This window comes from Flectobacillus sp. (assembly GCF_049240685.1).
In the GTDB taxonomy this organism is placed as follows: domain Bacteria; phylum Bacteroidota; class Bacteroidia; order Cytophagales; family Spirosomataceae; genus Flectobacillus.
The window spans coordinates 1-25046 of sequence record NZ_JBMLSD010000099.1; the positions used below are offsets into that span (position 1 = coordinate 1).

General features: G+C 37.6%; 12 protein-coding genes. 9 read left to right on the forward strand and 3 right to left on the reverse strand.

What is annotated here, in order from left to right:
• Positions 1-220: 220 nt before the first annotated feature.
• Positions 221-853 (forward strand): NUDIX hydrolase N-terminal domain-containing protein, encoded by a 633-nt coding sequence (locus tag ACOVQ4_RS04490; RefSeq protein WP_421819456.1) that lies wholly within the window; start codon positions 221-223, stop codon positions 851-853.
• Positions 854-1035: 182 nt separating this feature from the next.
• Here ACOVQ4_RS04490 and ACOVQ4_RS04495 read toward each other — a convergent pair whose 3' ends face one another.
• Complete coding sequence (locus tag ACOVQ4_RS04495; protein ID WP_421819457.1) at positions 1036-2997, reverse strand: M1 family metallopeptidase; 1962 nt, start codon at positions 2995-2997, stop codon at positions 1036-1038.
• Between the two features lie 201 nt (positions 2998-3198).
• Between ACOVQ4_RS04495 and ACOVQ4_RS04500 the strand changes: the two genes are divergently transcribed.
• Complete coding sequence (locus tag ACOVQ4_RS04500) at positions 3199-3549, forward strand: DUF6984 family protein (RefSeq protein WP_421819458.1); 351 nt, start codon at positions 3199-3201, stop codon at positions 3547-3549.
• 255 nt (positions 3550-3804) lie between these two features.
• Here the strand turns inward: ACOVQ4_RS04500 and ACOVQ4_RS04505 are convergent, their stop codons facing one another.
• Entirely contained in the window at positions 3805-5388 is a 1584-nt protein-coding gene (locus ACOVQ4_RS04505; RefSeq protein ID WP_421819459.1) for a hypothetical protein, read from the reverse strand.
• A gap of 495 nt (positions 5389-5883) precedes the next feature.
• Entirely contained in the window at positions 5884-8829 is a 2946-nt protein-coding gene (locus ACOVQ4_RS04510; RefSeq protein WP_421819460.1) for an FAD-binding and (Fe-S)-binding domain-containing protein, read from the reverse strand.
• Between the two features lie 1067 nt (positions 8830-9896).
• On the opposite strand from ACOVQ4_RS04510, the gene ACOVQ4_RS04515 reads away from it, so the two are divergent.
• From ACOVQ4_RS04515 to ACOVQ4_RS04545, 7 genes are all read left to right on the forward strand, one after another.
• On the forward strand, positions 9897-12935 hold the full coding sequence (locus tag ACOVQ4_RS04515; RefSeq protein WP_421819461.1) for a SusC/RagA family TonB-linked outer membrane protein: 3039 nt from the start codon (positions 9897-9899) through the stop codon (positions 12933-12935).
• A gap of 72 nt (positions 12936-13007) precedes the next feature.
• Positions 13008-14546, forward strand: coding sequence for a RagB/SusD family nutrient uptake outer membrane protein (locus tag ACOVQ4_RS04520; RefSeq protein WP_421819462.1), 1539 nt, complete (start codon positions 13008-13010; stop codon positions 14544-14546).
• A 215-nt stretch (positions 14547-14761) separates the two neighbouring features.
• Positions 14762-15325, forward strand: coding sequence for a hypothetical protein (locus ACOVQ4_RS04525; RefSeq protein WP_421819463.1), 564 nt, complete (start codon positions 14762-14764; stop codon positions 15323-15325).
• 183 nt (positions 15326-15508) lie between these two features.
• Complete coding sequence (locus tag ACOVQ4_RS04530) at positions 15509-17953, forward strand: TonB-dependent receptor (RefSeq protein ID WP_421819464.1); 2445 nt, start codon at positions 15509-15511, stop codon at positions 17951-17953.
• Between the two features lie 29 nt (positions 17954-17982).
• Positions 17983-19125: a DUF4249 domain-containing protein gene (locus ACOVQ4_RS04535; protein WP_421819465.1), complete on the forward strand. Its 1143-nt coding sequence runs from the start codon at positions 17983-17985 to the stop codon at positions 19123-19125.
• Positions 19126-19142: 17 nt separating this feature from the next.
• On the forward strand, positions 19143-22394 hold the full coding sequence (locus tag ACOVQ4_RS04540; RefSeq protein ID WP_421819466.1) for a VCBS repeat-containing protein: 3252 nt from the start codon (positions 19143-19145) through the stop codon (positions 22392-22394).
• Between the two features lie 524 nt (positions 22395-22918).
• Complete coding sequence (locus tag ACOVQ4_RS04545; RefSeq protein ID WP_421819467.1) at positions 22919-24982, forward strand: glycoside hydrolase family 97 protein; 2064 nt, start codon at positions 22919-22921, stop codon at positions 24980-24982.
• Positions 24983-25046: the final 64 nt, after the last annotated feature.

Consider the following 25046-nt stretch of genomic DNA (forward strand, 5'->3'; position numbering starts at 1 on the left):
ATTGAGGGTAAACTTTTGATTATGATTATATTACAATAACAGATATACTGTTAACTAATAACGTTTTCCTACTTACTATAGATAAAAACTTGATATTTTGACTTGGTATTGAGGAAGAATTATGTTTTAATGATACCCTTTCCTCATTTTTGATGTATTTGTAGAGAAAGAAATGCATTTTTCTCTAATTTCATTATTATATCATTTACCTCCTTGTATCATGAACAATTTAGAGTGGCTAAGCATAGCTCAAAAACTTCAATCAATCGCCCAAGCGGGCCTATTCTATGCCTCAGATAAACCTTATGACCTTGAGCGTTATCAAGAAATTTCAGATTTGAGTGTTAGAATTATCGAAAAAATAACGGACGAACCCGTTGAAAAAATTATCCACTTGTTTGCTAATGAACGTGATGGTTATCAAACTCCCAAAGTAGACATTCGCGCGGTTGTTTTTAATGAAGAAGGAAAAATATTAATGGCAAAAGAGACTGTAGATGGGAAATGGTCCTTACCAGGAGGATGGGCAGACGTAGGTTATACCCCTTTTGAAGTGGCCGAAAAAGAAGCGTGGGAAGAAACAGGGCTCAAAGTTAAAGCACTCAAATTGTTAGGAGTTTTTGACAAAAGGAATCATCCACACCCTCCTCAAGCATGGTATGTATACAAATTATTTATCTTGTGTGAAATAGTCGGCGGAGAGCTTAGTGCACATACCCAAGAAACATCAGAGGTTGGTTTTTTTGATAGAAATCATATTCCGCCGCTATCTGTTGACCGAATTGTAGAAAGTCAAATCACAAAAATGTTTGAATACTACGACAATCCAAGTTTACCGATTTACTGCGATTAACGTTGAGCTTACGTACTTAAAATAAGAAGATTTACAAAGTTTGATTGAGGTGGCAAGGGAATAGGAAGCATTAGGCAATATATTTCTTACATCAAAGTAGAAGGTTTTCTGCCTAATGCCTACGACTTGTAGCCCAATGCAAACTACTTGCATCAAATTCAGCATTAGTACTTACGTATTTCCTAATTTGGCTTTTGAGCTTTTATTCCTAGTGGTTTCCACGTATTATTTTTTGAATTAAAGTCAGGCAATACATGGTCAGGGTCGATTGTAACCGACTTTAGGGGAAGGTTAGTAGACGTTTTGAAAGTCCAAGAGTTACCTCTTTGCCAAATTTCTACAGGGAGTTTCACACGTTCTTTGGTTCCACCAACCATTTCTAATTCAACTTCGACTGGCATAGCCAGTTTTTCAAGGTTTTCAATGGTAATAACAGCACCATTTTTAGGGTCTTGTTCAATGTACTGAACATCTTTTACGGCTTGGTCGAGTTTCCATGTTTCGTAAAACCAACCTCTCCAAAACCAGCTTAAATCCTCACCAGAGGCATCTTCCATTGTTTTGAAAAAGTCATAAGGTGTCGGATGTTTAAATGCCCAACGTTTGATATATTCTTTGAAAGCATAATCAAATCGGTCTTTTCCTAAAACTTGTTCTCTCAAAATCTTCAAGCCAATAGCAGGTTTGTAGTAGGCTTCATAGCCCAAATTACTCGACTGTAAAACATCAGGGATATTCATAATAGGCTCAGCGCCTTCACGAAATAACTGTTTGGCCATTTGGTGCATATCCATTTTATACCCTTTGTATTCGCCGTTGTTAAAGTCGTCGGTAGAATAAAAATTAATAAAAGTATTGAATCCCTCATCCATCCAAGCAAACTTACGCTCGTTGGAGCCAACAATCATCGGAAACCAGTTATGCCCAAATTCATGATCTGTTACTCCCCAAAGGCCTTGAGTTGTGCTGGTACTACCACAAAAAACAATTCCAGGATATTCCATACCACTAATCGAACCAGCTACGTTGGTAGCCACAGGATAGGTGTATTCGTACAACCATTTTGAGTAAAACTCCAAGCAAGATTTAACATATTCGGTAGAGCGTCCCCAAGCTTTTTCACCACCAGATTCTGCGGGATAAGCCGACATCGCTAGAGATTTTTTGCCACTTGGAAGGTTAATTTTAGCGGCGTCAATTACAAACGCTTTCGAGGAAGCAAATGCCACATCGCGAGCCATACTACACTTAAATTTCCAAGTGATTTTTCCATCAGATTTTGGGCGTGAGTTGGCCTCAACCACCTCGGCTGCACTTCTAATCATCACCGTTTTGTCGCTATTACTAGCATTAGACAATCGCTTGAGTTGCTCTGAAGTCCAACATTCAGTAGGGTTAGTCAGCTCTCCAGAGCCTACTACAATATGAGAAGCTGGTGCGGTAATAGCATACTCAAAGTTGCCGTATTCAAGATAAAACTCTCCTGCTCCAAGGTAAGGTAGAACATTCCACCCTTCGATATCATCATATACGCACATACGAGGGTACCACTGAGCAATTTCATAAATGGTTCCTTGTTGTGCTTCGTGCATTCCAACTCGGTCAGAACCATATTTAGGAATTTGAAATGAATAGGCAATTTTGATTTTTGCCGAACCAACTTTTTCAACTAGTGGGTTCGACAAACGAATTTGCATGCGGGTATCTTCTACTACAAACTCTGCAGGCTTACCATCGATTGTTACAGACTTGATGGTATATCCTCCATTGAAATTTACGTTGCCAAATCGTCCGCCTGAGATAGGGGTAGTGGCAGAACCACGCGACTGATTGTTAAATTGATTTTGGTCCAGTTGTAGCCAAAGAAAATTCAATTTGTCTGGAGAGGCATTTTTATAGGTTATTTCAACATCGCCATCCAGTGTGTTTTTTTGGTCATCGAGTGATACATTAATTTTGTAATCGGCCTGATTTTGCCAGTATGTAGCACCTGGCGAGCCTGTACCACTACGCGTGGGAGTTGACAGTGTATAATTGAAAAGTGGATTAAAAAGGTCGTATTGACTGTAGTTTGATTTTTGTTGTGCCTGACTATTCCATTGTAAAAGAAGCAGTGGACTCAGAGCAAGAATTTTTTTTAACATTGTTTCTTAAAAGTTTAAAAGTAGATTTGGTAAAATGAGAAATTGGTCTTTGTCGCAATATAGATGTTTTGTAACAAAGACAATATTTTATCTTTGCAAATTCTGAGATTATCCAGAATAGGCTTTGAATCCCTACAATTAGGTCTATTCTGTTAATAATTTCGAATCGTCAATTGATAAACGTTATAGAAAATCAAAATAATGAGTGAACTAACCAGAAAAATTAAAATGCAGGAGGTTGCTTTGGTGGAGCATCTTCTAAAACTTGCAGGCTTCACATCCGCAGACTATCCTATTCGGGAGGATGTAGTAGAATATGAGGGTGGAAAAATGGGAAGTATCAGTATGGGAGATGACCCCAATTTATATGATGGCGATCTGGTTCAAGTAGAATATATTGATAGCGACGGTACTCCTGTCGTAATAACGCTTACTAAGGATAGTAATAACAAATTATTAGATTTAGATTTTTGGAAGGTAGATTTTTCAAAACTTCTGACTTATCCAAAACCACATCAGGTAAATATCAGACCTTTAGATGCAGGTATTTGATAAGTAAAGGTTAGGCAATAGGATTTTATAATTTTATGCGAAATGTTTTTATACTTTTTGCTTAAAGCCTATTGCCCAACAAATTACTGTTAAGAAAGTGAGCACAATTGGATTTAACTTTTTGTTTTAGGCAACAGGCACTAGGCAAAGAGTGTTAAATGTTTTTCTAGAAACGATAGCTATTTTTTTGCCGAATGCCCAAAGCTGAAAGCCGTAAGCTCAAAAATTAAATTTTATTCTGCTCACTTTCTTATTTTACCACAAATGAAGCTTTTTATCAATATAACCAAACTCTGTGATTTCTTGATCTACCACAGTACAAAGTGCGATTCTGTAATCTCCAGCGGGAATATCTAGGTAGGAGAACCCCGCAGTGAAACCTGGATTATACGGATTTTGACCCAATAAAAATCTTCTTAATGATAGCTTTTGTATGGTGCAAGTAATCATCAACATCGAGTCTTTTCCTACAAGTATCAAAAAATGACCGTTTGAATGTAAAATCTTTGAAGGAAGAGGCAAAAGAGCGTTTTCGATAGTAACAAATTTCGGATAAATACCATACATATTCTTAGTCTGTCCTGTTCTCTGTTGTATATTGAATTGAGAGACAGAGTACCTAACCGTAGTATCTAGGCTTAGTTTTTTGAGTTTACTCACAAAGGCAGGAGTGAAAGAACCAGATGGTGTAAATATTTTTTTTGCCCTCAAAAAGTCATACTCACGTAGTCCGTCAACTGCTATAAATTTGGATGCCTCCCAGTTAAATATATCACAATGCAACCTTTTTTGATAGGCAATCGCATTTTTATAGTTGTTAAAATTACCTGTAGCATAAAAGGCAACTGAAAATAAAAGAATGATTACTCCAAATATCTTTCTGAAACCTTTATATTGATGTAATCCTGCAAGAATAAATACGTAAATAATACTAAATGTACCAATTGTGAAAATCAATTTGGTACCTTGTAAAATTTCTGAAAGATATCCATGAAAGTCTCCTCTCCATCTTGCTATGATATTGAGTGTAATCATCGCCAACATAAAAATGAGGCTAATTGTAATGAAATTGTGTAGAGAGTTTTTCCAGTTTATTTTTGTGAAAAACAATACCAAACAAAACAACAACAAAGTCGCTCCTAAAATGATGACGGGGTATGAAGACTCACTAAACACGCTAAGTACATTCCCACAAAAGGCAAACACAAGAACGGTAATTTCCCCGAAGTGAAATACAAGTTGGGTTAAAGGATTTTGAGAAGATTGAGGATCTATTTCTGGAATAGAAAAAACCATCAACAATAGCGCAACTCCATAAATAACGCTTTCTTTATAGTGCCTCCAAATCAAGTGATATCCTATCAACAAGGTTGTAGCTAATATAGCTGTGCTTCCTATTCCCCATGAAATCACCAAGATTAAAAGAGCTAGGCGTCTTTGGCATTTTACGATTTCTAAATAAAAGATAAAAATCGGTATGACAAATGAGCTAATGTAAAAGAATGCTTCATAAGAAAATAAATACGTCAAAAACGGACTTAAATTTAAGAATAGAAAAGGAATAGGCAGAAAATAAAAAATCGATAGACCAATATCAGCTAAAATTTTTTTTAGAAATAAAATATAAGCCAATAGTATTAAACTACCCAGAATACAAATAAGTTGAAAATTAACATTACCTGTGAGTAAGTATGTGAGCACGTAAAGTATTCTAACCACAACTGGTCTACTTTCGTTTTCGGGAGCAACAAAAGTTTGGAAGGTTTCTGTAAAACCTTGAGAATTGAAATAGGTTCTAAGAAAATGTCCAGCAATACGATATTCATCTCTTGATATCATATTGAAACTGTTTGTAAATAGCCAAGCAAGATACAAGGCGAAAACAAGGCCTATTCCAACCTTACATAATAGAATCAAATAGGTCTTACTAGTCGATTTGAATGATAGCGTATTCATAGAGTGTGTTAACTATTAGGTAAAAATGCTGACGAAAGTGTTTTGAAGATACTTTGGCGAATATTTTAAATTATTGAGCTTTTAAGTAAGTAACAAGACGTTATTAGTTAACAGTATATCTGTTATTGGGATATAAACTTCTGATTATGAATGCCTTCAAATAATCAACATACTGTTAACTAATAACGTTTTCCTACTTAGCCTTAGGTTATTGGCATTAGGTAAATAGATTTAAGTTGTGTGAATTGAGTATTAGGCATTAGGCAAAGGGTTTTTATAATTTCATAAAAAATGCCTTTAATTATTTCGCTTAAGGCCTTGGGCTAAAAAGTATATATTGCCTAATGCTTACCGCCTACTGCCTAATATACACTTCAACTAGATTAACGCCGCATATAAGATTTCTACCGCATGCAATGCCGTACGACCCGTACCATCATGTATTTGATGACGACAGCTAGTTCCAGAGGCTGCAATGATTACATCTTCGGGCTGTTGGCGAATTGTTGGGAAAAGAACTAATTCTCCAACTTGATTAGAAAGCTCATAATGTTCTTTTTCATAACCAAAAGAGCCTGCCATGCCACAACAACCACTTGGTATCAACTGAACCTCATAGTTTTTGGGTAATGAAAGTGCCTTTTTGGCTGGAATCAAACTAGACAAGGATTTTTGCTGGCAGTGTCCATGTAATTTAATCAAACGTTTTTCGCTTGTAAATAAGGACTTATCAATACGTTTAGCATCAATTTCTTTTGCTAAAAATTCTTCAACCATGAAGGTGTTTTTCGCTAACTTTCGAGCATCTTCTAACAAGCTATCATCCACTAAATCAGGGTATTCGTCGCGGAAAGTTAGAATTGCAGATGGTTCAATACCTACCAATGGCGTATTTTCTGAAATAACATCTTTTAGTAAGGTTACGTTTTGGGTAGCCAAGGCTTTGGCATCATCCAACAAACCTTTAGAAAGTTGTGGACGACCCGATTCAACATGTTTTGGAATAACCACCTCATAACCCAATTTTTCGAGAAGCTGAACAGCTTTTTTGCCTATTTCAACATCGTTATAATTGGTAAATTCATCCGCAAATAAATAGACCTTTTTGTTTAATCCTGAGATTTTTGTACGTTTTTTATTCCAGTTTAAAAAAGTCTCTTTTGCCAACAAAGGCATTGTACGCTCAGGGTGAAAACCAACAATGTTGTTAGCAATTTTACGAAGAGCTGGCGTATCGAAAACCAAATTGTACGCCCAAGGCACGTAGGATGCTACTTTCGAAAGTTTAGAAAAGTTGGCAATCATTTTACTACGGAACGGAACGCCATTATCTTTATAGTATTGGTGCAAAAATTCCATCTTCAATTTTGCCATATCCACGTTCGACGGACAATCAGATTTACAACCTTTGCAAGCCAAACACAAATCCATCACTTCCTTGATTTCTTCATGATTAAAGCGATTTGGCTTATCAGAGTTTGTCAAAAATTCTCTTAAAATATTGGCGCGAGCACGGGTTGTTTCCTTTTCATTGCGAGTCGCCATGAAAGATGGACACATCGTACCACCCGACAAATGAGTCTTGCGACAGTCACCCGAACCATTACATTGCTCGGCGTGTTGCAAAATATCTTGATCGTAAAAGCGGAATGTTGTTTTAAATTCAGGAGTTGTTTGGCCTGGCGTATATCGTAGGAACGTATCCATCGGAGGCGTATCTACAATTTTGTTAGGATTAAAGATATTTTGAGGATCCCAGACCTTTTTGATTTCCTTCATCAACTGGTAATTATGGTCTCCCACCATTTGCTTGATAAACTCACCTCTCAAACGACCGTCACCATGTTCTCCAGACAAAGAACCTTTGAATTTTTTTACTAATGTTGCAATTTCTTCGGCAATAAGTCTAAATTGCTTATTACCTTCTTCCGTTTTTAGATTAATGATAGGACGAAGATGAAGTTCACCAGAGCCTGCATGCGCATAATGCACGCAGTACATATTGTTAGCTGCTAGTATTTCATTAAACTCCTTAATGAACTCAGGGAGGTCGTTTACGTCAACGGCAGTATCTTCAATTACTGCTACGGCCTTTTCGTCACCTGGAAGGTTAGAAAGTAGTCCCAAACCAGCTTTTCTCAAATCCCAAACACGTTTAGTATCAGCACCATATACCCTTGGGAAGTGATACCCTAAGCCTGCTTCGCGCATTTCGGCCTCAATAGCTGATGCTTTCTTTTCGATTTCAGCAATATCATTATCACGAAGTTCAATCACTAAAAGTGCACCAGGGTCGCCCTCCACAAAGAATCTATTTTGTCGATGTTCAGGATTTGCCTTTGTACATTCTAATATATAGTGGTCCATCAGCTCAGAGGCAGATGGCTTGTATTTCATTGCGATAAGATTGGCTCTGAGAGATTCATCTACAGAGTTGAAATGAACACATAATAAACCAATTTCTTTGGGCGGTAAATCATTTACATGAATTTTGATTTCAGTGATAAAGCAGAGTGTGCCTTCCGAACCTGCAATCAATTCGCACATATTAAACGGTTTGCCATTAGGGGTAAATGGCTCACAGTTGAGAAGCATATCCAAGGCATATCCTGTGTTTCTACGCTCGATGGTAGGCTTAGGAAATTCTGCACGGATTTCTTCTTGATTGGTAGGATTGGCTAAAATATCACTAGTTGTAAGATAGATTTTATCCAACAAAGAGGCAGAGCCATTTTTTTGTTTTGCGGTATTAACAAGTGCTTCAAAATCAGCCTTTTCGGTTGATTTAAACACCGTTTCGGTTCCATCGGCCAGAATCGCATGTACCTCCAAAAGGTGATCGCGAGTAGAGCCATAAACCACCGAGTTGGAGCCACAAGAGTTGTTGCCAACCATTCCTCCGATCATAGCTCGGTTAGCGGTAGAAGTTTCAGGACCGAAAAACAAACCATGTTTTTTGAGTTCCATGTTAAGTACATCACGAACTACACCTGGTTGTACACGCACCCAATGCTCCTCTTTATTTACTTCAAGGATTTTTGTAAAATTTTTTGAAACATCAACCACAATTCCATTTCCTACAACTTGTCCAGCTAAGGAAGTCCCAGCGGTACGAGGAATAATCGAAGAACCATTTTGGGCTGCAAAAGCAATAAGTTTTTTGATGTCTTCTACCGATTTTGGGATAGCCACAGCGGTAGGCATTTCACGATAAGCCGAAGCGTCGGTAGCATATAAGGTACGCATTACGGTATCGTAATGAAAATCACCCTCAAGCGTACCAGCAAGTTGTGCTAAGAGCTGATTACTTACTTTTTGACTCATTTTTGATAAGGGATTAATTACCAAATAGCTGGCTGGCTATTGCAATTAATAAAACATTAGTACAAATTATGAAAGAGTTTTTTGGTCTATCAATACAGAATTGAATGCTCAAAGATACGAAATTAAAGGCATAACCCCCTAAGTAAAGTGGTGCTAAAAATGAATGGAAGAATCTCTTAGGATACGAAAAAATCAGCAGTGTAGGTCTGATAATAGGTTTGTTCGTACAAAAAAATGAAGTGTGATATAACAAAAGTTACACAATTTAGATAAAAGCAAATTCTTGCAACAATATACTTATTCGTCTCCAAAGAAAGTAGATTGATGTAAGGAATAAACCCACTAGTCGAAGGCTAAGATTCAGATTATTCAGAACATATATAACGCTAAATTAAGCGAAATGTTTTGCAAATGTTTGCAAATATTTTGCAATTTTATTCAAACTAATACAACGTAATTCAATTTGATAATAGCGATTGGGTACAGAAACAAATCGGCAATTCGGTATGATAGATTGATTAAGTAAAATACTAAAACACATGGCGAAATAGATATTTTAATAATTGTACTTTTTTGAGAGGATAGTCTCAAATGTAGAAATTTTCCTGTTTAAGTGTATTAATAAATGAATGTTAGACAGTTCTAAAGTACACAAATTTTATTATTTTATTTATTAGAAAAGTACAATGTTTTTTTATTGCGCTCCCAAGGTCTATTTTAACATTTATTAACAAAAAACGTGCATACGCAAGGTTTTACAAATTTTTGCAAATCTGTCCTACACTGTGCTAAGTTTGCAAAGTATCGATTAAGTGCAATTTTGTTTAAAATAAGTATTTTTTTGAAATAAAATTTTTTCTAAAAAAAATTGAATTATAGAAACTTTATTGCCTACTTTGCTACGTGAAATCACAGCATATTCATACTTTTTAGTAAGAAAATTCCATAACTAGACTAACTACTGATTCCCAAAAATGATTCTCTAGTGTGAGGGTTTTTACTCATAAAATGCTGTGAAGAGCATTCTCAAATTTCATTAACCATTTTTCCCAATCTTAATATTACCTATGAAAAATCATTTTTACCGATGGTTTGGTCGCCCTACGCGACAAGGTTCAGTATCAACGGGACTTCTTAAGTTCGCGGCGATAGCTGTAGCAATGCTTTTGTCTATTGGGGCTTATGCTCAAGACAAAACTGTTACCGGAAAAGTTACTGACAGTGGCGATGGCTCTGGTCTACCAGGTGTTTCTGTAAGTGTAAAAGGTACAAACAAAGGTACACAAACAGATGCGACTGGTTCATTCAAATTGAACAATGTATCAGACAATGCGGTATTGGTATTCACGTTTGTGGGATATGCAAAACAAGAAGTTTCGGTAGGTGGTCGTTCGCAAGTGAATGTATCGTTGGCATCAGAAACGAAAGCATTGGAAGAAGTTGTAGTAGTAGGTTATGGTACTACAACAAAGAAGGATGCAACAGGTGGTGTTGTAGCGTTGACTGCTAAGGATTTTAACCAAGGTGTAATTGCCTCTCCAGAACAATTATTGCAAGGCCGTGCAGCGGGTGTACAAATGACTCCTAACTCTGGTGAGCCAGGTGCAGGTATCAACATCCGTATTCGTGGTACAACTTCGATTCGTTCGGGTAATGGTCCATTGTATGTTGTTGATGGTATTCCTTTGGATGGTGGAAACACTTCAGACGGTACAGACGGTAGTGCTGGTGTTGGTACAACAGCGGCAAGAAACCCATTAAACTTCTTGAACCCAAGTGATATCGAAAATATCTCTGTATTGAAGGATGCTTCTGCAGCAGCTATCTACGGTTCACGTGGTGCCAATGGTGTTGTATTGATTACTACAAAGAAAGGTAAGTCGGGTCAGAGTAATTTGAACTTCTCTGCTAGCACTGCGATTTCAAACAATTACAAAAACTATGATGTAATGTCAACAGCAGATTTCTTAAAGCAAGCAACTGCTGCTGGATTGGATGCAAGTAACAAGTTGATTAATGCTGGTTCTAATACCAACTGGCAGGATCAAGTATATCGTACTGCTGTAGCTCAAAATTATAACTTGAGTTATGGTGGTGGTAACGATAACACTAACTACTTCTTCTCTTTGGGTTATAACGACCAACAAGGTACTATTAAAAACTCGGGAATGAAGAAAGTTACAGCTCGTGTAAATGCTACTCATAAATTGTTTGATAACAAAGTTATTTTGGCAGTAGCAATGACTACCTCTAAAGTAACTGACCAATTGTCTGCAACAGGTGGTGACATTGGTTTTGAAGGTAACGTTATTTCAACAGCTATCAAAACTAACCCAACTTACCCAATATATGCTGCTGATGGTTCTTACTACACTAATGGTACGCCATCTTTCCGTAACCCTGTTTCATTATTGAACCAATATAGAGGTGGTGTTGTAACAAACAGAACTTTAATGAATATCAGTGGTACATGGAATATCTTACCAAACTTGTCTTACAAGGCTAACTTTGGTTATGATAACTCTGATGGTGTAACAAGAACAAGTGTAGATCCAAACACTCCTGGTTTTGCTACAAACATTCCTGGTAATCAGGGTTATGCTCGTATTGCTAACCGTTACCTAACCACCACTACTTTAGAGCACACGTTAAATTATAAGTTAGATTTTGGCAGAAATAAAATTGATGCCTTGGCTGGTTTCTCTTACCAAAAATTTGAGAACCAAAGTGACTTCGTTCAAGCAAACTTCTTTGTATCTCCTGTTGGCTTCGATTTAATTAACAATATCAACTTTGTTAACAACTCTGGAACGAATAAAGCATATACTGGTGGCTCAAGCAAAGGTATGAGTGAGTTACAGTCATATTTCAGCCGTGTAAATTATAACTACGCTGATAAATATTTGTTGACAGCAACCCTACGTGTTGATGGTTCATCAAAATTCGGTGCTAACAATAAGTATGGTTATTTCCCATCATTTGCTGGTGCATGGAGACTATCTAACGAAGAATTTGTTCCGAAAGAAATATTTAGTGACTTAAAATTGAGAGCTGGTTGGGGTATTACTGGTAACCAAGAGTTCCCTACAAACACGTCTTTGGCTACTTATGCGCCTAACTCTTCATCAGGTGGTTTACAAAAAGAAAACGTACCAAACCCAGATATCAAATGGGAAACTACTACTGCAGTAAACTTTGGTTTAGATTTTGGCTTGATGAAAGGCCGTTTGTCTGGTACAGTTGAATATTTCAACAAATCTACCAACAACTTGTTGTTCCCGTTTGCTGCACCACAGCCTGATGTAGCAACAACAAGATGGAGCAATATCCCTGCTGATATTAGAAACAAAGGGGTAGAGGTTTCATTAAACTACCAAGTTTTAGCTGGTAAAAAATTGGATTGGGAAATTTCTGCCAATGCAACTTTCTTGAAAAACGAGATTGCTCGTTTGGATGTATCGACTATCCAAACTGGTAACTTGTACGGTCAAGGTTTGTCGGGTGCATTTATCCAACCAATCACTCAGGGTTATCCTTTGTATGGTTTCTTCTTAGCTGATTTCTTAGGTTATGATGAAAATGGTAATACTAAATTGTCTGCTACTAAGAGCTATAAAGGTAGTCCGTTCCCTACAATGACTTGGGGCTTAAATAACAGCTTTAACTTCGGTAATTGGAATGCAAGTTTGTTTATTAACGGACAACAAGGAGGTTACGTTTACAACAACACAGCTAATGCGGTATTGAACAGAGCTTCGGTAAAACAAGGTAATAATGTAACTTACCAAACTATCTCAAGCACAACAGGTCAATCGTTTAGTGATGCACCAGTTCCTTCATCGTTCTACCTAGAGAAGTCCGATTTTATTCGTGTATCTAACTTCTCATTGGGTTATACATTCAAGTTACCAGCAAACAGCTTTGCTAAGTCTCTTAATGTTTCACTTACAGGTCAGAACTTATTGTTGATTTCTAACTACTCAGGCCTAGACCCAGAGGTAACAAACGCTGCGGCGGTTAGAAATGGAGTTCCATCATTGGGTATCGATTATATTTCTTATCCAAGAGCTAGAACTTTCTCTCTAGGTATCAACGCTAATTTCTAACAACTTGTATTTAGTAGAGTTTTTGGGATACTCTAAAACTCTACCTTAATCCACATTATCCGAAATAAAGAAATGAAAAATTTTAAAAATATATTGTATCCTTCCTTGTTAACTTTGGCAATGGGGGGCGCGATCGGATGTACAAATTTGGATGATGCTGTACTAGATCGTTTGACAGACGCTTCATCGATTTCTCCTGAATTAACATTGAAGTCGGCATATCAAAGTTTAGGTCCTAACTTTACTGACCAAGCTGCAGTTTATGCTTTAACAGAGCACCCGTCTGATGAAATGCAAGGACCAACTCGTGGGGCTGACTGGGATGATAATGGTCGTTGGAGAAACCTACATACGCACACCTGGACAGACCAAAGTGATGATGTGTTAGCCGCATGGAATAACCTAAATCGTGGTCATGCTCTTGCTAATGAGGTAATTAACAATGCTGCGGCATCAGCAAAACAAAAGGCAGAAGCTACTTACTTGCGTGCTTTCTATATGTTTTATACGATGGACTTGTTTGGTCAAGTAGCATTCAGAGACCCTGCTAATCCGGGAGCTTTACCAAAAGCATTGAGCCGTAAAGAAGCTGCTGCCCAAATCATTTCTGATTTGAATGCAATTATCCCATCGTTGGATAACGCTTCTGGCTCTAACGCAGGTACTGCTACAAAAGAGGCTGCTCGTTTCTTGTTAGCAAAAGTTTATTTGAACAAAGGTGTTTATGACCAAGATCCTACTAGCCCTGCGGGTCCTTTTACATTTGCGAAGGCTGATATGGATCAAGTAGCGGCTTTAGCAGATGCTATTACAGGTTCAGGTAAGTTTAGCTTAACACCAAGTTATTTCGACAACTTCCACTTCGAAAACTCAACTCGTTCAAAAGAATTAATCTTTGTAATTCAGAATGAAAAGGGTGCAAGTCTTGATAATGGTTCTTCTGTAAGAAACCGTTTTTATATGACAACGCACTACAATCAGGTTCCTAGTGGTTGGAATGGCTTTACTACTTTATCAGATTTCTACAATAGTTTTGATAAAGCTGATAGTCGTTTTGGAGCTTCTGTTACAGGATTAACAGATAAATCAGGTTTACGTGCTGGTTTCTTAGCTGGTCAGCAATTCGACCAAAATGGAGTAGCCTTGAATGACCGTTCTGGTAAGCCACTAAGTTTCACTCTAAAGTACGATTTTAGAGTAGCGAATGAAGCAGATGGCGTTCGTGTTATCAAATATATTCCTGATTTGACTAATATCGATGCGCCAGGAAATGACTACGTTTTCTTCCGTTATGCTGACTTGTTATTAATGAAAGCTGAGGCTTTGTTTAGAGGTGGTAACACTGCAGGTGCTTTGACAATCATCAATGACTTGAGAAAAACTCGTGGAGTAGCTGCTTTGTCTGCATTGACTGCAAACGATATCTTAGCTGAGCGTGGTCGTGAATTGTACTGGGAAGGCTGGAGAAGAAATGACCAAATTCGTTTTGGTACTTTCGCAAATCCTGTTGATAACAGAACAACAGCTTCTCCTGCATACCGTGTTGTTTTCCCAATCCCTCAAAGAGAATTGGAAATCAACTCAAACTTGAAACAAAACTTCGGATACTAGTTATCTGTTAGTTGTTCATACTGAAAATGCTCGATTTATCGAGCATTTTCCTTTTAAGGATGTTGTTACATGCCTTTTTCAGCAATCGGCTTTCGGCAACAATAATCCAATGAATTTAAACAAGCTTTTTGGCTTAATGCCTAATGCGTAATAATGTAATTTTATTTTACATTATTACTTAATTACTACATAAACATTAATAAGCTCTCAAAATAATGGTACGTCAATTTGTTTTTTTAATTGGAATTTTCTTGTTGGTTTCGGGTTGTACAATTTCAGATAAATATAAAGCTGATGAGGTATATAATCAGTTAAAAGACGACCAAGCAAAAATTATTTTAAAAGTAAAAGGTACCAATTTTTATAAAGAAGAAAGTATCTTCCATGGCCACCTTGAAATTGTAGAAAATTCATTTACCATTAACTATTTCGATCAGTTTGATAGCAATGTAATGGTACATTTCGGAGGTAATGATCTTTTTGTGGAAAAACCACTCAAAATTCCTGTCCGAATGTTTAACTCCTATACCTCAACAGTGATGTTTGGTAAAATCAAAGATAAGGCTCATAGAAGAGGAGAAGGTTATTTGATGAGCCAAGGACTACTTACATTCAAATCTCTCAATAAAGACAAAATCGTTATAGAGGTGGTTGGGAAAGCGAAAAAATACCCTAATGTTGGCGAAACAGATCCAGCTTTTGAAGTAGAAGGGATTATCGTGTGCAAAAAACCAAAAATCGCTCTCTTAAATATCAAAGATGAAAAATCATTGTATTAGTTTATAATTACTAACTAGGAAAATGTTATTAGTTAATAGTATATTGGTTGTTTGAAGGTGCTTATAATCAAAAGGTTATGGTTGATTTTTACCTTAGATATACGATTAATTTAATCTTTTCAACTACATAATAATGTCAAAGTTCACGTTTGAACCTATATCTAAATGAAAAAAAATAAACCTATGAATCGCCTTTTAATACAACTATGCTTGTTTTCCAGCCTGCTGGTAATAACATTTTCTTCCATAAGTAAATCTCATGGAGGTGTTAATAAAAAAGCGGTATTAATTAACAATCTTTTATCGGCACGAACCTTTGCTGTGGAGGGAACTGTGATAGATGTAGAAAGCCAAAAGCCAATTCCAAATGCTAGCGTTTCGATTGACTATGTAAAATCTGGTGTAATTACAGACTCTACAGGTAATTTTTATCTGAGATTAACACAAGGAGAGTATATCTTGAAAATCTCTGCTGTTGGATATAAGGTATTTCGAAAGTATATCAAGCTGGACAAGGATATCAAAATGAAGATAGAACTTCAATCTGTATCTAATATGCTTGAAGAAGTGATTGTTTCGAGTGTTGCAACGCGTAAGGATATTCAAACGCCTTCGTTAGGGGTTTCTTTATTGAGCCTCAAAGGCATTAAAAAGATTCCTGCAATGATGGGAGAGGTGGATATTTTGAGAAGCTTGCAAACACTGCCAGGCGTAAGCTCCGTGGGAGAAGGAAGTAATGGAATTAACGTGCGTGGTGGTGCTGTCGATCAAAATTTGATTTATGTTGACGATACGCCCATTTTTAATCCAACGCATTTGTTTGGTTTATTTTCCATTTTTCCGTCCGATGCGATTCGTGAGGTTGAACTGTACAAAGGTGGAGTTCCAGCGCGTTTTGGCGGAAGAACAGCCTCTGTGTTGGATATCAAAATGACTGAGCCTAGTCTCGAAAAGGGTAGTGTTCAAGGAGGAATCGGGGCTATCTCAAATCGTTTGACATTTGAAACCCCACTTATCAAAGATAAACTGTCATTGATGACCTCTGCTAGAGTATCTTTTAATGATTTTTGGTTTAAATGGTTTGGTACTCCTGAAGTAAAAAATACTAGAGCCAATTTTTATGATTTAGCCTCAAAAGTGTTTTTTAAACCTGATAAAAAAAATACTATTTCACTAACAGCCTACATAAATCATGACTTTTATCGAGTAGATTCCTTATTTAGTCTTGAAAATGTAGTAGCCAATCAAACGGATTTCACTTACGGACATCAAAATTTAGCGCTACGATGGAATCACTTTTTCTCAACTAAAAGTAGTTTGGAAATTTCTGCGATTTCTAGTTTGTACAAAAGCCAGACGGTTGCCCCAGACACAGCCAATAAGATAGACCTACGTAATGCCATTCGATATTATAATTTCAAAGCTCAGTATTCCTATTATCCTAACGAGAAGCATAAAATCAATGCGGGTATTTCGGGTATTCGATATGAGTTAGAGCCAGGTGTATTGAATAAAGATATTGAATCAAATATTACCAAAGTCATTTTAGATAAGGAACAAGGTTATGAACTGGCTGCTTATGTAGATGATGAATACAAGCTCGATGAAAAATTAAAAGTGCAATTGGGATTGAGGTATGTGCAGTTTATGAGTGTGGGTCCAGGCCCCAAACGAGTATATGAGGCTGGCGAACCTCTTTCAGGCGAAACGCTTTTGCAAAGTACTTGGACATCAGGCTTGATTGCGAATTATGGTGGTTTGGAACCTCGTTTGACAGCACTCTATACCATCGACGCAAACTCTTCTTTGAAACTGGGTTATAACCGAATGCATCAGTTTTTGCAATTGGTTTCCAATAATACAACGCCTTTGCCTACGGCTGGATGGAAATTGTCTGACAATAATATCAAACCTCAAAGTAGTGATTTGTTGTCATTGGGGTATTTTAAAAATTTGAAAGAAAGTATCTGGGAATTGTCTGTTGAAACATACTATCGTAGAACCCAAGATATGATTGATTATATTTCGGGGGCAAACTTACAGCTAAATCCAACCATAGAAACACAATTATTGAATGGAAAAGGCTTGGCTTACGGCGCGGAGTTGATGCTTACTAAGAAAAAGGGAGAGGTTACAGGCTCTATAGGATATACCTTCGCTCGTTCGTTTTCGAAAGTTGATGGTCAATATCCAGAACAGCGTATTAATAATGGCAACTGGTATCCGACCAATTATGATAAGCCTCATACCCTCAACATAATGTTTAATGCGCAGCCCGATAAGCATAACAGTTTTTCATTCAATTTTGTCTATAGCACAGGACGCCCGCTGACTGCGCCTGTAGGAACTTACACGCTTGATGACCAAAAGATTTTGGTATATACTAGTCGCAACAATGACCGTATTCCTGATTATTACCGACTGGATTTTTCTTGGATTATTACAAATCCTAGTATGAAAACCAAACGCTGGGAAGGAAGTTGGGCATTTACGGTATATAATCTTTTGGGGCGCTCAAATGCTTATTCTGTATTTTTCAAAACACAAAACGATGTAATTAGAGCTTACCGATTGAGTGTTTTTGCCTCACCGATTGTTTCCTTAGGTTATAATTTCAAGTTCAAATAAGTTTTACCGACCTTTAGCATTCATAGCGTATGAAAACCTATTTAAGATTTTTAATTCTGAGTTTAGTGCTGGGCTTGAGTTCTTGTATCGACGAGCTTAGAGATTATACCCAAGTAACTGGAGAACGATATTTGTCGGTAGAAGCCTCACTTTCTGACTTGAAAGGACCTCATCGAGTGTATCTTTCTTTTTCTTCTCCCAACATCAATATCAATACCGAAAGTACACCCATCACTGGTGCCACGGTATTTTTTGAAGATGATTTAGGAAAACAGGAAAAGCTCTCAGAACTTTCAGGAGGTGTGTATGAGTCTTCATCTAACTTTCAAGGTGTTGTTGGTAGAAGTTACACCTTAAATATTACCTTGCAAAACGGTAAAAAATATAAATCAACACCAGAGCAAATTATTGCATCGCCAACGATAGATAGTGTTTATACACAATTTAAGATTGATACGGATTATCCGACCAACGATGCTCGTAGGTATGCTTTTCAGGTATTTGCTGATTTTAAAGACCCTGAAAGCCCACAGCAATATTACGAATGGAAATGGACACATTATGAGCGTACCCTGTATTGCGCAAGCTGCGAACGTGGTTATGATTATATTCAAAATAAATGTAGCATAGAAAATAATTTTCCTTTGGGACAAACATTTCCAGAATTAATCAATTACAAATGCTCTGAGACTTGTTTTGATATAGCCTATTCAACTTTAATTAATATTCTTTCTGATAATTTGTTGAATGGACAAACCATTAGAGGCATAAAGGTAGCGAGTGTTCCTTACACAGATAAATCTTTGTATTATTTGAAGATTGAACAAAGAGCTATTCCAACTAAACTTTATCAGTATTTGAGAACAATCAAAAATGTATCTCAAAGTTCAGGAACGTTATTTGACGTACCTGCCGAAACTCAGTTTAGCCCTAATATCACCTCAGTAGATTTTCCTGAAGAAAAGATTTTAGGAGTTTTTGAAGTATTCGGTGCCAAACAAAAAATAGTATATATCGACCGCTCGATTGGTTCTGATGGATATACCGCTATCCCCAAAGTATATCAAGGAAGAACCATTCCTCCGCCACCAGGCGCTATAAGTGGTCCGCAGACGCCTTGCATAGAAGGCAAATATCGAACTAAAAAAGAACCTGAAGCTTGGCGTGAATAAGCAAAGGAAATAAACGCATGACAAAGCATTTGATAGTGATAAAACATATTTTTAAAAATATATGCTACCTAGGATTTTTGGGTGTGGTAAGTATTTCTTGTAAAAATCAAGATACACTTTTTACACTCAAAACACCTGAAGAAACGGGTATTCAGTTTGCTAATATCGTGACAGAATCTGAGCAAGAAAATATTCTTAATTATGAATATTTCTATAATGGTGGAGGTGTGGCTGCTGCCGATTTCAATAACGATGGGTTGACAGATTTGTATTTTACAGGAAACCAAGTGCTTAATGCTTTGTACCTGAACAAGGGAGAAATGCAATTTGAAGATGTCACCGCCAAAGCAGGTGTAGCTGGTCGACAAGGTGCTTGGAAAACAGGCGTTTCGGTGGTCGATATTAATGCCGATGGTTGGCTGGATATTTATGTTTGTTATTCTGGTTTAAGGTCGGAAGAGATTCGTAAAAATCAGCTTTTTATCAATAACCACAATCTAACATTTTCCGAAAAAGCCCAAGAATATGGACTGGATGATTCAGGGTATTCTACACAAGCTTGTTTTGTAGACTATGACCTCGATGGGGATTTAGATTGCTTTTTGATTAATCATAATCTAGCTGGATATCAACGCAAAGAGGCATCCGTAATGCGCGCCGCACGTGACTATAATGCAGGAGATAAGCTATTTAGAAATGATAATGGACATTTTACCGATGTATCCGAACAAGCGGGTATCAAAGGAAATCCATTGGGTTTTGGCTTGGGAGTAATGGTTTCGGATGTAAATCAGGATGGTTATCCCGACATTTATGTAACCAACGACTACGTGGAAGATGACTATTTGTACATCAACCAGAAAAATGGAACTTTCAAAGATGAACTCCGTGAGCGTATTGGACATACCTCTTACTCGTCGATGGGAGTTGATATTGCGGATATCAATAACGATAACCTGCCCGATATTTTTACGCTGGATATGCTGCCGGAGGATAATGCTCGACAAAAATTGTTGCTTTGGCCAGACAACTGGAATACCTATCAAGCACAGCTACAAAATGGTTTTTGGCATGCCAATATGCGCAATATGTTGCAGGTAAATCAAGGAAATGGACAGTTTGCAGAGATAGGGCAATTGGCTGGTGTATCTAATACCGATTGGAGTTGGGGTACGCTTATGGCAGATTTTGACTTGGATGGTTATAAGGATATTTTTGTGAGTAATGGTTTAGGAAAAGACTACACCAATGCCGACTTTATCAAATATTACAACGACGAGGAGGCTTACGGTTCTAAAAAGCCCTTATTAGAGCATTTGAAGCAAATGCCAACGAGTCAAACCAAGAATTATATTTTTAGAAACAACCATCAATTAGGATTTGTCAATGAGCAGGTAAATTGGGGTTTTGACGGCGCTACCGTGGCAAGCGGTGCAGTATATGCCGACTTGGATAATGATGGAGATATTGAGATTATTACGAACAACCTAAACGATAAGGCTCATGTGTATGAAAATCAAAGTCAAAAAATCCAGCCAGATTATCATGCGATAAAAGTAAAACTGACGGGTTCTTCTCAAAATCCTTTTGCCATTGGTGCTAAAGTGCAGGTTCGTGTACAAGGAAATGATTCCACAATGACTTTGACCCAAGAAATAGCCAACAGTCGTGGTTTTCAGTCGAGTAGTATTGAGCCTTTAACTTTTGGAATTGGGAATGGAAAAGTTATTTCTGTAAAGGTATTTTGGCCTGATGCGCAAGGTTCTATTACAGAATTGTGTCAACCTAAAGCTGATAATAAATACGATATCATTTATCAGAAAACACCAACTTGTAATGCCCTACAAGCGGAGCAAAAAGTAAATCCAATTTTTATCAAAACATCAATTCCTGTTACGATTTCGGAAATAGCGCTAACAAATAACTTTGACCGTCAGGTAATGTTGCCGATGCACTATTCTTACACAGGTCCGAAAATGGTGGCGGGTGATTTTAATAAAGATGGACAAATGGATGTTTGGGTATGTGGAAATGCTTCATCATCGCCAGTAATCTATCTGGCAAAAGGAGAAGGTTTTACGCAACAAAAACTTTCAGCACCGCCAGTTTTTCAACAGGACGCTGTAGTTGGCGACTTTAATGGCGACCAATGGCCAGATGTATATGTGACGGTTGGAAATTATTCTAATGCGCAATTAACAGAACAACAAGACCAATTATGGTTAAATGATGGAAAGGGAAATTTAAAACTTGCTCAAACTATTGAAGATGGTTTGAATACCAAAACAGTAAAAGCCTCAGATTTTGATAAAGACGGCGATTTGGATGTTTTTGTAGGTGGACATATTCAACCTAATCGTTTTCCAGTAGCAGAAAAGAGTGCTATCTTATGGAATGATGGTAAAGGGCATTTTACCAAACAAGAATTAGATGCGTTTGGCTTGGTGACAGACGCTGTGATTGATGATTTTGACCAAAATGGAAGCCCTGATATATTTATAGTAGGCGAGTGGATGAGTCCGATGACCCTAAAAAATAAGGGTAATAAAAAGTTTGAAACTCAGACAACAGATATTCCTTCGGGTTGGTACACAAGCCTTGCTCAAGCCGATTTGGATGGAGATAAAGACCTTGATATTGTATTGGGGAATTTGGGTTTAAACACCCAAATTCGTGCTTCAAAAGCTGAGCCTGCTAGTTTAGTTTTTGACGATTTTGATATGAACGGAACGGTTGACTTTTTCCTTAATTACTACATTCAAGGAAAATCTTATCCAGCTTGTACCAGAGATGAAATGGCAGAACAGATGCCAATTTTAAAAAAGAAATTCCCAGATTATGCCACTTTTGCCAAGGCAACAATAGAGGATGTTTTTGATCAAGCAGCTTTAGAAAAGGCACATAGACTAGAGATTACCAATTTGAAAACGCTGGTTCTGGAAAACCAAAAAGGGAAATTTGTGGCACATCAGTTACCGATGCAAGCGCAATATGCTCCTGTATATGCGATAGCTTTGCAAGATTTTGACAAGGATGGCAAAACCGATATTTTGTTAGCTGGTAATAATAGTAAATTACGTTTGAGAATTGGCAAGGTTGACGCTAATTATGGTATTTTGTTGAAAAATAAAGGAAACTTTACTTTTGAAACTTTACCTGTTTCTCAAACAGGTTTATTTTTCAGAGGAGATATAAAATCAGTCCTAGCTCTACCAAAACATCTATTCGTTGGAAAAAATAACGAAGGTGTGGAGGGGTATGTGTGGTGAATAGGGGATAGGGGTGAGGGGATAGGCATTAGTTTTAGTGAACAGGCACAGAGGCACAAAGTGTTTTGAGGGGATAGGGTTGAGGGTGTAGGCAAGGAGGAGTTGGGTTTTAGTAAAGGGGACAAAGGTACAAAGTGTATTTAAGGGAATAGGGTATAGGGGATAGGCACAGAGTGTTTTTAGGGGATAGGGGTCAGGGTATAGGCAAGAAGGAGTTGGGTTTTAGTGGGCGATTAAAATTTTACATTCATCTCTCATCACTCACAACTCATCATTCAAAATTCTCCCTTTGTGTCTTTGTTACTAATGCCTTATCCCTAGTGAATAGGGACAAAGTTGCAAAGGCACAAAGTGTTTTTAGGGGATAGGGTTCAGTGGTCAGGGTTTAGGCAAGGAGTAGTTGGGTTTTAGTGGGCGATTAAAATCTTACATTCATCACTCAGCACTCACAACTCACAATTCGCCCTTTATGCCTCATCCCTCAAAAAAAAACCATTTTTATTTAAACAATATTATATCAATCTATGAAATTCACTGGCTTATTATTGGGGCTTTTGCTGTTGTCAGCAGAAGTTTTTTCTCAAAAGGCATATCATCTTGCCTCTCCGAATGCACGTGTTAATTTGACGGTAAATGTCAGCAAAGAAGGTAAACTTCTGTATGCCCTGAATTTGGCTCATACTTCGGTTGTAAAGCCTTCTTCTTTAGGTTTTAAGCTCCAAAAACCTGCTATTTCTCTCACGAATTTCACCTTGATTTCTGCTGATTCTAGTGAGTTTTCTGAAACATGGAATCCTGTTTGGGGAGAGGTAAAAAGTATCGAAAACCATTACAAGCAACTTAAGCTTCGTCTGAAAGCTATTCCTGCGAATGTATTGATTGATGTTGTCTTTAGGGTTTTTAATGATGGTATCGGATTTCGTTATGAATTTCCCGAACAAGAAGGATTTAAGCATTTTATAGTTGCCGATGAGTTGACTCAATTCAATTTAGCGACTAATAACAAAACTTTCTGGATTCCTGGGGATTATGATACTAATGAATATTTGTACAATACAACCTTATTTTCAGAGATTCATGCTTTAGCTGCTGCTAAAAAGGAAAAGGATATAGCCCTTCAATCCTTGATTGCAGACAATGCCGTTCAAACGCCTTTGATGATGAAAACGCCCCAAGGAATATATTTGAATATCCATGAGGCGGCTTTGGTCAATTATCCTGTTATGCACCTGATGGCAAATACCAAGACTTTTGGTCTAACTTCACATCTTACGCCTGATGCAGTTGGTAATAAAGCCTATTTACAAACGCCTTTTAATACTCCTTGGAGAACCATCGTATTGAGTAATAAAGCCGAAGATATTTTGGCATCTAAACTCATTCTTAATCTCAACGAGCCTTCCAAAATTGAAAAGACCGATTGGATAAAACCACAGAAATTTATCGGGATGTGGTGGGAAATGCACGTGGGTAAAGCTACTTGGGAAAAAGTAGGAGGAAAACACGGCGCTAATACCGAAAATGTTAAGAAATATATAGATTTCGCCTCAGAAAATGGCTTCGATGGTGTCTTGGTCGAAGGCTGGAACGAAGGTTGGGAAGATTGGTTTGGTAACTGGAAAGAAGAAGTATTTGATTTTGTTACTCCATATTCAGACTATGATGTAGATGCTTTACTAGCTTATGCCAAAAAGAAAAATGTCAAATTGATTATGCACCACGAAACTTCGGGTTCGGTGACCAACTATGAGCGTCGTATGGATAAGGCATTTCAATTTATGAAAAATAAAGGCTTTGAAACAGCCAAAACGGGCTATGTGGGTCGTATAATCCCTCGTGGCGAGCATCATGATAGTCAATGGATGGTAAATCACTTCAATCGTGTAGCGGCAAAAGCTGCTGAGTATCAAATTATGATTGAAGCACATGAGTCATCTCGTCCAACGGGCTTGCATCGTACGTATCCAAACTGGTTAGCCAACGAAGCGGCTCGTGGAAATGAGTTCAACAACGCTCCAACGTTGGGATTGGTACCAGAGCATGAAACTATCTTGCCATTCACTCGCTTGATAGGTGGTCCGATGGATTATACGCCAGGTTTTTTCAAAATGCACCTCAACCAGTTTATCCCATCTCGCACTACTCGTGTACGCACGACCTTAGCAAAACAATTGGCGTTGTATGTGACCATGTACAGTCCTTTGCAGATGGTGGGCGATTTACCAGAAAATCTCAAGGTTTACCCCGATGCTTTGCAATTTATTAAAGATGTTCCTGTAGATTGGGACGATACTAAAATCCTTTCTGCCGAGCCAGGAGAATTTATCATGATTGCACGTAAGCAAAAAGGACAAAATCAGTGGTTTGTGGGTGCCGTGAGTGATGAAAATTCAAGAGAGCTTTTGGTGAATTTTGATTTTCTGCCTACTGGTAAAACTTACACAGCCACCATTTACCAAGATGCAAGCAATGCAGATTGGGAGAAAAATCCAGAAGCATACCAAATCCAAAAGGTTTCGGTAGATTCTCAAACCAAACGTACCATCAAAATTGCGAAAGGTGGCGGTTTTGCCATCAGCATTAAATAGGATAATGAATGTTGGGTTGAAAAATGAAAAACATCGTTTTTTAACAACCATAACTAACCTTATA